2 protein-coding genes are annotated in these 11235 nt (G+C 74.0%); both read left to right on the top strand.

Features of this window, described 5'->3' with window-relative positions:
* A partial coding sequence (locus tag I5Q34_RS23320; RefSeq protein WP_199894349.1) for a non-ribosomal peptide synthetase occupies window positions 1-3141 on the top strand: 3141 nt, incomplete at its 5' end.
* Window positions 3142-3206: 65 nt separating this feature from the next.
* On the top strand, window positions 3207-11235 hold an 8029-nt coding region (locus I5Q34_RS23315), incomplete at its 3' end, for a non-ribosomal peptide synthetase (protein WP_199894348.1).

Genomic DNA, 11235 nt, shown 5'->3' with positions numbered 1-11235 from the left:
TCCGCCGAGCTGATGGTCGCGCTGCTGGGCGTGCTGAAGTCCGGGGCCGCCTACCTGCCGCTCGACCTCGACTACCCCGCCGACCGCCTGGCCGGCATGGTCGAGGACGCCGCGCCGGTCTGCGTGGTGACCGTGACGGACGAGCGCGAGCGCCTGCCGCGCACGGACGGCGTGCCCGTCGTCCTGGCCGACGCGCCCGCACCGGCCGCCGTACAGCTGCCTGTTGCGCAGCCGCACCACGCCGCCTACGTCATCTACACCTCCGGCTCCACCGGCCGCCCCAAGGGCGTCGTGGTGACGCACGAGGCGATCGTCAACCGCCTGGACTGGATGCGCGAGCAGTACGGCATCCGGCCCGAGGACCGCATCCTGCAGAAGACCCCGGCCAGCTTCGACGTGTCCGTCTGGGAGTTCTTCCTGCCGCTGGTCAGCGGCGCCGCCGTGGTCCTCGCCCGGCCCGGCGGCCACCGCGAGCCCGACCACCTCGCCGCCCTGGCCGCCGACTCCGGTGTCACCACTGCCCACTTCGTCCCGTCCATGCTCACGGCGTTCACGGTTGCTGCCGAGCAGGACGAGGCGATCCGTGCCGGGTTCGCGGGTGTGCGCCGTGTGTTCTGCTCGGGTGAGGCGCTGCCCGCTGTGGCCGTGGACCGGTTCGCCGCGCTGTGGCCGGACATTGAGCTGCACAATCTGTACGGGCCGACCGAGGCGGCCGTCGACGTGACGTACCACCGTGCGGAGCCCGGTGCCGGTGTCGTCCCCATCGGCCGTCCCGTCTGGAACACCCGCCTGCACGTCCTGGACGCGGCCCTGCGCCCCGTTCCGGTCGGGGTCCCCGGCGAGCTCTACCTCGCGGGCGTCCAGCTGGCGCGCGGTTACCTCGACCGCGCGGGCCTGACGGCCGGCCGGTTCGTCGCCGACCCGCAGGGCAGTGGCGAGCGCATGTACCGCACCGGCGACCTCGTGCGCCGCCGCGCCGACGGTGCGATCGAGTACCTCGGCCGCACCGACGACCAGGTCAAGATCCGCGGCTTCCGCATCGAACTCGGCGAGATCGAGGCCGCGTTGACCGACCTGCCCGCCGTCGCGCAGGCCGCCGTCGTCGCCCGGCCGCTGGCCCCCGGCGGCGCCCGCCAGCTCGTCGCCTACGCCGTCCCGGCCGCCGGCGCCACGCCCGACCCGCAGGAACTGCGCGACGCCCTCGCCGTCCGCCTGCCCGAGCACATGGTGCCCGTCGTCATCGGCCTGCTGGACGCCCTGCCGCTGAGCGTCAACGGCAAGCTCGACCGCAAGGCGCTGCCCGAGCCGGGCCGCGCCGCCCGCCCGGCGCCGGTACGCGAGCCGGTGCGTGAGGAGCGCAGCCCGGCTGCCGCCATGGCCGCGGTCTTCGCCCAGATCCTCGGACTGCCCGACGTCGGCGAGGACGAGAACTTCTTCGCCCTGGGCGGCGACAGCATCGTCTCCATCCAGCTCGTCAGCGCCGCCCGCAAGGCCGGCTTCACCGTCGCCGCCAAGGACGTCTTCCAGCACCCCACCCCGGCCGCCCTGGCCGCCGTGGGCGGGACCCCGGACGCCGGGCCGGCAGCGCCCGCCGCGGCCGTCCCGGACGCCGACGGCGAACTGCCGCCGCTGCCCGTCGTGCACTGGCTGCGCGAACGGGGCGGCCCCGTCGACCGGTTCAACCAGTCGGTGCTCCTCACCGTCCCCGCCGGCCTGCGCCCCGACGCCCTGCGCGCGGCCCTCGCCGACCTCGCCCGCAACCACCCGGCCCTGCGCCTGCGCCTGGACCGCACCGACGGCCTGTGGACGCAGGAGACCCTGCCCGCGGACCAGGCGCCCGCCGTCACCGACCCGGCCACTCTGCGCCACGCCGACCTCACCGGCCTGGACACGGCCGCCCGCGCCGAACTCCTCACCAAGGAGGCCGACGCCTCGGCCGCCGCCCTCGCCCCGGACCACGGCACCGTCCTGCGCGCCGTCCACCTGGACGCCGGACCGGACACCGACGGCCGCCTGCTGCTGACGATCCACCACCTCGCCGTCGACGGCGTCTCCTGGCGCGTCCTGCTCCCCGAGCTCGCCGACGCCTACGCCGCCCGCGCCGAAGGCCGCACCCCCGCCCTCGAACCCGAGGCCACCGGGCTGCGCGCCTGGGCCACGACGCTGCTGGAGCACGCCCACAGCCGCACCCGCACCGCCGAGACCGCCCACTGGCGCACCGCGCTCGCCGGACCGCAGGCACCCCTCGCCCGCACCCCCGCCGACCCGCGCCGCGACACCACCGCCACCGTCCGCACCCTGCGCACGGCCCTGCCCGCCGACCGCACCGCACCCCTGATCGACGCCGTGCCCCGGGCGTACTCGGCCGGCGTGGACGACGTCCTGCTGGCCGGCCTCGCCCTCGCGGCCGCCGACTGGCGGCGCACCGCCAACCCGGCCCTGCCCGCCGCCTACACGGGCGCCCTCCAGATCGACCTGGAAGGACACGGCCGCGGCGGCAGCGACACGGCCGGACTCACCCCGGACCTGTCCCGCACCGTCGGCTGGTTCACCACCGTCCACCCCGTCCGCCTCGACGTCTCCACCCTGGACGTCGCCGCCGCCCTGGCCGGCGGCCGCCCCGCCGGGGACGCCCTCAAGCTCGTCAAGGAACAGCTGCGGGCCGCCCCCGACCGGGGCCTGGGCCACGGCCTGCTGCGCCACCTCAACGCACAGACCGCACCCGCGCTCTCCGCCCTGCCCGCCTCGCAGCTGCTCTTCAACTACCGCGGCCGCACCGACCACCAGGGCGCCGTCACCGGCTGGCCGTTCGCCCCCGAGGCCGAGCGCGCCGCCGTCACCGAGGGCGCCGCCCCCGACGCCGGCATGCCCGTGCCGTACCCGCTGGAGCTCGACGCGGTCGTCCGCGCCGGCGCCGACGGGAAGCCCGAGCTGGCCGTCGAATGGAGCTGGCCCGCCGCCCTGTTCACCGAGGAGCAGGTCACCGCCCTGGCGAACCGGTTCTTCGACGCGCTCGACGCTCTCGCCCGGCACACCGCCGACCCCGACGCGGGCGGCATCACCCCCTCCGACGTGCGCCTGGTCTCCATGGACCAGAAGCGCATCGACCGCCTCGAAGCCCGCCTGCGCAGGCGCCGATGACCGACACCCGCGGCCCCGCGCCGACCCCGCAGACCCCCGCCACCCGCGACACCGAGAGCGCACCCATGACTGACACCCCCGACCTGATCCCGGCCGACGACCCTGCCGCGGGGTCCGCGCTCGAGGACGTCTATCCCCTGTCCTCCCTCCAGGAGGGCCTCCTCTTCCACGCCGTCTACGACGAGGACGCCCGCGACGTCTACGTCGTCCAGGCCCACCTGGACCTCGAAGGCCCGCTCGTCACCGCCGACCTGGCCGCCGCCGCCGACGCCCTGCTGCGCCGCCACGCCAACCTGCGCGCCGGCTTCTGGTACGACGACGGCGAGGAGCCCGTCCAGTTCATCCCCCGCCACGCGGACACCCCGCTGCGCGAACTCGACCTCACCGCGCACGCCGACGACCCCGCCGCCCGCGACGAGGCCGTGCGCGCCGCCATGGACGAGGACTGGAACCACCGCTTCGACCTGGCCGAACCGCCGCTGCTGCGCCTGACGCTGCTGCGCCTGGGCCCCGACGCCACCCGCCTCGTCGTCACCTGTCACCACCTGCTCCTGGACGGCTGGTCCATGCCGATCCTCATGCGGGAGCTGATCGCCCTCATCGGCTGGCGCGGCGACCTCTCCGGACTGCCGCCCGTCCGCCCCTACCGCGATCACCTCGAACTGCTCGCCACCCGCGACACCGACGCCGCCCGCCGCGCCTGGGCCGCCGCCCTCGACGGCGTCACCGAGGCCCACCCGGTCGCCCCCGGCGCCACGCTCGACGCCTCCGTCGAGCCCGCCGACGTCGAGGCCGACGCCGGCCCCGAACTGACCGCCGCCCTCGACGCCGCGGCCCGCGGCCGGGGCCTGACCCTCGGCAACGTCCTGCACACGCTGTGGGGCGTCCTCGTGGGCTCCCTCACCGGTGCCACCGACGTCGTCAGCGGCACCACGGTCTCCGGCCGCCCCGCCGACCTGCCCGGCGCCGAGACCATGGTCGGCCTCTTCATCAACACCCTCCCGGTCCGCGTCCGCCTCGACCCCGGCGCGACCCTCGCCTCCACCGCCGCCGCCGTCCAGGCCGAACAGGCCGCCCTGATGGACCACCAGCACCTCGGGCTCGCCGGCATCCAGCGCCTGACCGCCGTGGACGGACCGCTCTTCGACACCCTCCTCGTCGTCGAGAACTACGCCGGCAGCGACGACGTCGACGACATCCTCGCCCTCGCCGCCGGCGGCGCCGGCCTGGCCGTCACCGGCCTCGGCGCCCGCGACGCCACCCACTACCCGCTGACCATGCGCGTCCTGCCCGGCGACACCCTCCGCCTCGAACTCGGCTACCGGCCGGACGTGTTCGACCGCGCCGCCGCCGAGCGCGTCACCGACCGCTTCCTGCACCTGCTCACCCGCTTCGCCGAGGCCCCCGAGACGCCGCTGGCGCGGCTCGGCCTGCTGCTCCCCGACGAGAGCCGGGCCCTGGCGGAGGAGTGGAACGCCACGGAGCACCCGGTGGCCGAGGGCACCTTGGTGACCCGGTTCGCCGAGCGGCTGGCCGCGACGCCGGACGCGACGGCCGTCGTCTACGCGGATCAGGAGCTGACGTACCGTCAACTCGACGAGCTCGCCGATGGTTTGGCCGCCGAACTGGTCGCGGCGGGTGCCGGTCCGGACCGGATCGTGGCCGTCGCCGTGCCGCGCTCCGCCGAGCTGATGGTCGCGCTGCTGGGCGTGCTGAAGTCCGGGGCCGCCTACCTGCCGCTGGACCTCGACCACCCCGCCGAGCGCCTGTCGGGCATGGTCGAGGACGCCGTGCCCGTCGCCGTGGTGACGGTCGCGGGAGAGCGCGACCGGCTGTCCCTGCCCGGCGACGTCCCCGTCGTCCTCGCCGACGAGCCCCGCACCGCCGCTCCCTCCGGGCACCCCGCAGCCGGGCCGCACCATACGGCGTACGTGATCTACACCTCGGGCTCGACCGGCCGCCCCAAGGGCGTGGCCGTGACGCACGAGGCGATCGTCAATCGTCTGGACTGGATGCGCGAGCAGTACGGCATCCGCCCGGAGGACCGCATTCTGCAGAAGACCCCGGCTGGCTTCGACGTCTCGGTCTGGGAGTTCTTCCTGCCGCTGGTCAGCGGCGCCAGCCTGGTGCTGGCCCGGCCGGGCGGCCACCGCGAGCCGGACCACCTCGCCGAGCTGGCCGCCAACTCGGGCGTCACCACGGCGCACTTCGTGCCCTCGATGCTCACGGCGTTCACGGTCGCGGCCGAGCAGGACGAGGCGATACGTGCCGGCTTCGCGGGTGTGCGCCGTGTCTTCTGTTCCGGTGAGGCGTTGCCTGCCGCTGCTGTGGACCGGTTCGCCGCGCTGTGGCCGCAGATCGAGTTGCACAACCTGTACGGGCCGACCGAGGCGACGGTGGACGTGACGTACCACCGTGCCGAGCCCGGTGCCGGTGTCGTGCCGATCGGCCGCCCTGTGTGGAACACCCGTCTGCATGTCCTGGACGCGGCCCTGCGTCCGGTTCCGGTCGGCGTCCCTGGCGAGCTCTACCTCGCGGGCGTCCAACTGGCGCGCGGTTACCTCAACCGCGCGGGCCTGACGGCCGGCCGGTTCGTCGCCGACCCGCAGGGCGGCGGTGAGCGCATGTACCGCACCGGCGACCTCGTGCGCCGCCGCGCCGACGGTGCGGTCGAGTACCTCGGCCGCACCGACGACCAGGTCAAGATCCGCGGCCTGCGCATCGAACTCGGCGAGATCGAGGCCGTCCTCGCCGACCACCCGGCCGTCGCGCACACCGCCGTCCTCGTCCGCACGACGGTGGCCGGCGCCCAGCGCATCGTCGCCTACGCCGTCCCCGCGCCCGGCGCCGCGCCGGACCCCGAGGAGCTGCGCACCGCCTGCGCCGTCCGGCTGCCCGAGTACATGGTCCCGTCGGACGTCGTGTTCCTCGACGCCATCCCGCTCGGCGTCAACGGCAAGACCGACCGCAAGGCGCTGCCCGACGACGTCCCGGAGCACGCCGCGGCCGCCGACGACCGGGCACCGGCCACCGAGACCGAGGCCACGCTGTGCGCCCTCTTCGCCGAGGTCCTCGAACTCCCCGAAGTCCGCGTCCACGACGACTTCTTCCGCCTCGGCGGCGACAGCATCGTCTCCATCCGCCTCGTCGGCACCGCCCGCGTCGCCGGGATCGCCCTGAGCCCGCGCGACGTCTTCGAGCACCGCACCCCCGCCGCGCTGGCCGAGCTGGCGGACCGCGCCGAGCCCGCCGCCGACACCGCCGCCGGACCCGCCATACCCGAACTGCCGCAGCCCGCCGAGCGCGACGCCGAGGCCGTCCGGGCCGCCGTCCCCGGCGTCGCCGAACTCTGGCCGCTCTCACCGCTCCAGCAGGGCCTCCTCTTCGAAGCCCTCTACGACGAGGACGCCCTCGACGTCTACACCTCCCGCGACGTCGTCTCCCTGCGCCGCCCGGTTTCCCTGGACACCCTGCGCACCGCCGCGACCGCGATGCTCGACCGGCACCCGAACCTGCGGGCCGGCTTCCTCCAGGACGGACTCGAGCGGCCCGTCCAGTTCATCCCGGCCACCGTCACGGTCCCCGTCACCGAGGCGGACCTGCGCACCCTCGACCCCGAGGCGGCCGACGCCGAACTGCGGCGGCTCAAGGACGCCGAGGCCCGCACCCGCTTCGACCTCGCCGACCCGCCCCTGGTGCGCCTGGTCTCCGTCCTCACCCCCGACGGCCGCCAGCACATCCTGGTCACCCACCACACCCTGCTGTGGGACGGCTGGTCCACCGGCCTGTTCCTCCAGGAACTCCTGGCCTGCTGCCACGCGCTGGTGACCACCGGAAGCCTCCCCCCGGCGGGCGAGGAGCAGCTCGCCTACCGGGACTTCCTCGCCTGGCTCAGCAGTCAGGACACCGCCGCCGGCGAGGAGGCGTGGCGCTCCGCCCTGGCCGGCGTCGACGAGCCCACGCTGATCGCCCCGCAGGCCCGCGAACGCGCCGCCCTGCTGCCCGAGGAGCACGTCACCGAGTTGTCGGCCGCGCTCAGCACCCGGATCGCGGACTACGCCCGGACCAACGGCCTGACCCTCAACACCGTGCTCTCCGGCGTCTGGAGCCTGCTCCTGGCCGGACTGACGGGCCGTCAGGACGTCATCTTCGGCACCACCGTCTCCGGCCGTCCGGCGGAGCTCACCGGCATCGACCGGACCATCGGCATGTTCCTCAACACCGTCCCGGTCCGCGCCCGGCTCGACCGGGACGAGACGGTCGTCGCCTACCTCACCCGCCTCCAGGGCGAGCAGGCGGCCCTCCTGCCGCACCACCAGCTCAGCCTGGGCACCATCCAGCGCGCCGCCGGGGCGGGACGCCTCTTCGACACCCTCCAGGTCCTGCGCAACACGCCCGTGGACCAGGAGGAGCGCGACCGGGTCGGCCAGGAACTCGGCGTGGACGACGTCGTCGACGTGGACGCCACCCACTTCCCGCTGATCTTCGCGACCAACCCGGGGGAGAAGCTCGAGTTCGAGTGGAAGTTCCGCCCCGACGCGTTCGACCGCACGGTGGTCGAGGAGCACGCCGGCCGCTTCGTCTCCCTCCTGGACCGGATCACCTCGGACTCCGCCGTCCTCGTCCGGCACCTCGACGTGCTGACCGCGCGGGAGCACGGCCTGGTGCTGGGGGAGTGGGCGGACACGGCGCGGGAACTGCCGGACGCCTCGGTGGCGGACCTGCTGGCCGAGCGCGCGGCTCTCGTACCGGACGAGCCCGCCCTGGTGGCGGGCGACCGGGTGTGGTCGTTCGCCGAACTGGACACCCACGTCAACCGTTTGGCCAACCTCTTCCTGGCCCGTGGCGCGGGTCCGGACCGTGTGGTGGCGTTGGGCCTGCCGCGTTCGCTGGAGATGGTGGCCGCCCTGTTCGCCGTGCTGCGGGCGGGTGCCGCGTACCTGCCGCTGGAGTTGGACTACCCGGTGGACCGCCTCGCGTTCATGGTCGAGGAGACCGGTCCCGTGGTCCTGGTCACCGACTCCACCGTCCGTGACCGGATGCCGGACTGCGACACGGTCCTGGAACTCGACGATCCGGCTGTTGTCGCCGAACTGGCTGGTGTTTCCGGTGAGTCGGTGGATGCGGTGGTGGATCTGGATGCTGCTGCGTATGAGATCCGGGGTTACCGGGTCGAGCCGGGTGAGATCGAGGACGCGCTGACCCGCCTTGAGCCGGTCGCTCATGCGGCTGTCGTGGTCCGGGAGGACACCCCGGGTGTCAAGCGCCTCGCCGCCTACCTCGTCCCGGCCGGTCCGGACGGGATCGATGCCGTGGCCGTCCGTGCGGCGCTGGCGGCCGAACTGCCGGAGTACATGGTCCCGTCCGCGTTCGTCGTCCTCGACGCGCTGCCGCTGACCGTCAACGGCAAGCTCGACCGCAAGGCGCTCCCCGCCCCCGACAACACCGGTACGGGCGCCGGCCGTGCGCCGCGCAACGCCCGCGAAGAGCTGCTGTGCACGCTGTTCGGCGAGGTGCTGGGCGTCGACTCCGTCGGCCCCGACGACCACTTCCTCGACCTCGGCGGGCACTCGCTGCTGGCCACCCGGCTCGTCAGCCGCATCCGCACGGCCCTCGACGTCGGCCTGGCCATCCGCGACCTCTTCGAGGCGCCCACCCCCGCCGCGCTCGCCGAGCGCACGGCTCGCGGCGCCGACGACCGGCCGGTGCTCGAACGGCGCGACCGCCCGGACGCCCTGCCCCTCTCGCACGCCCAGCGCCGCATGTGGTTCCTGCAGAACCTCGACGCGTCGGGCGCGACCTACAACGTCCCGCTGGTCGTCCGGCTGACGGGCGCCCTCGACCTCGACGCCCTCCGGCTCGCCGTGGTCGACGTGACGCGCCGTCACGAAAGCCTGCGGACGGTCGTCGAGGAGAACGGCGGTCAGGTCGTCCAGCGCATCCTCGACGCGCCCGACCCCGCCGACGTCCTGCACACCGCCGCCACCACCGAGGAGACGCTGGCGGCGGACGTCGAGGCGGCCGTACGGTACTCGTTCGACCTCGCACGCGAACTGCCCCTGCGCGTCAGTGCGTTGGAGGTCGGACCCGAGGACCACGTCCTCGTGCTGCTCTTCCACCACATCGCCGGTGACGAGTGGTCGATGCTGCCCTTCGTGGACGACATCACCACGGCGTACACCCGTCGCGCCGCAGGCGAGGCGCCCGACTGGCAGCCCCTGCCGGTGCAGTACGCGGACTACACGCTGTGGCAGCACGAACTGCTCGGCGACCCGGCCGACGGGCGCAGCCTGCACAGCCGTCAAGCGGCCTACTGGAAGGCGGCGTTGGAGGGGCTCCCGGAGGAGCTCGCCCTGCCCGCCGACCGCCCGCGCACCCCGGGCGCCTCCCTGCGCGGCGACACCGTCCGGGCCCAGGTGCCCCCGGCCGTCTACCGCGGGCTCCGCGACGTCGCCACCACCACGGGCACCACCACCTTCATGGTGCTCCAGGCCGCCGTGGCCACCCTGCTGCACCGGCTGGGCGCGGGGGACGACATCCCCCTCGGCGCCCCGGTCGCGGGCCGAGGGGACGCGGCGCTCGACGGACTCGTCGGCTTCTTCGTCAACACCCTCGTGCTGCGCAACGACCTGTCCGGCGACCCGACGTTCGGCGAACTGCTCGGCCGCGTCCGGGAGAACGACCTGGCCGCCTTCGCCCAGCAGGATCTGCCCTTCGACAGCCTCGTCGAGGCCGTCAACCCGCCCCGCGTGCCCGGCCGGCACCCGCTGTTCCAGGTGATGCTCGGCTACCGCAACGCCGACGGCGGGGCCCGCAGGCTCCTGGGGCTGGAGAGCCGGATCCTCCCCTTCGAGCTGGGGGCCGTGAAGTTCGAGCTCGACTTCAACTTCGAGGAGACGCCCAGCGCCGAAGAGATCGACATCGCCTTCGAGTACGCGACGGACCGCTACGACCGCTCCACCGCCGAGGCCCTCGTCGAGCGCCTCCTCTCCCTCCTCGCCCAGGTCGCCGAGGACCCGTCCCGCCGCATCGGCGCGCTGGACGTCCTGACCGAGTGGGAACACGGCGCGGTGCTGGGGGAGTGGGCCGACACCTGGCACGAGCTGCCCGAGGCGTCGGTGGCCCAACTGCTGGCCGAGCGCGCCGCGTCGACGCCGGAGGCGACGGCGCTGGTGGCGGGCGAACGGGTGTGGTCGTTCGCCGAGCTGGACGCGCGGGTCAACCGCATGGCGCGGCTGCTCCTCGCCCGGGGCGCGGGTCCCGAGCGGGTCGTCGCGCTGGGCCTGCCGCGTTCGCTGGAGATGGTCGCGGCCCTGTTCGCCGTCCTGCGGGCGGGTGCCGCGTACCTGCCGCTGGAGCTGGACTACCCGGTGGACCGCCTCGCGTTCATGGTCGAGGAGACGAAGCCGGTGGTCCTGCTCACCGACTCGACGGCGCGGCACCGCATGCCGGACGCTGAGGGTGTGCCGGTGGTGGAGCTGGACGATCCCGCTGTCGTCGCCGAACTGGCCGGTGTTTCCGGTGAGTCGGTGGATGCGGTGGTGGATCTGGATGCTGCTGCGTATGTGATTTTCACGTCGGGTTCGACGGGTCGTCCGAAGGGTGTGGTGACGCCGTACCGTGGTCTGACGAATATGCAGCTCAATCACCGTGAGGCGATTTTCAATCCGGTGATCGAGTCGGCGGGTGGTCGTCGTCTGCGGATCGCGCATACGGTGTCGTTCTCCTTCGACATGTCGTGGGAGGAGTTGCTGTGGCTGGTCGAAGGACATGAGGTGCACGTCCTGGACGAGTCGCTGCGCCGCGACGCCGAAGGGCTGGCCGCGTACTGCGCGGACCACGAGGTCGACGTCATCAACGTCACCCCCTCGTACGCACAAGCCCTCGTCGAATGTGGCCTGTTGGACGAGGACCGGCACCGCCCGGTGCTCGTCCTCCTCGGCGGCGAGGCCGTTCCGGAATCGCTGTGGACCCGCCTCGGCGAGACGCCGGGGCTGATGGGCTACAACCTGTACGGTCCGACCGAGTACACGATCAATACGCTCGGTGGTGGCACGCTCGACAGTGACACCGCGACCGTCGGTCGTCCGATCT

The organism is Streptomyces sp. AV19, assembly GCF_015999245.1.
Classification (GTDB): domain Bacteria; phylum Actinomycetota; class Actinomycetes; order Streptomycetales; family Streptomycetaceae; genus Streptomyces.
Note: the sequence above shows the minus strand (reverse complement) of the source record. Positions and strands in the feature narration are given on the sequence as shown.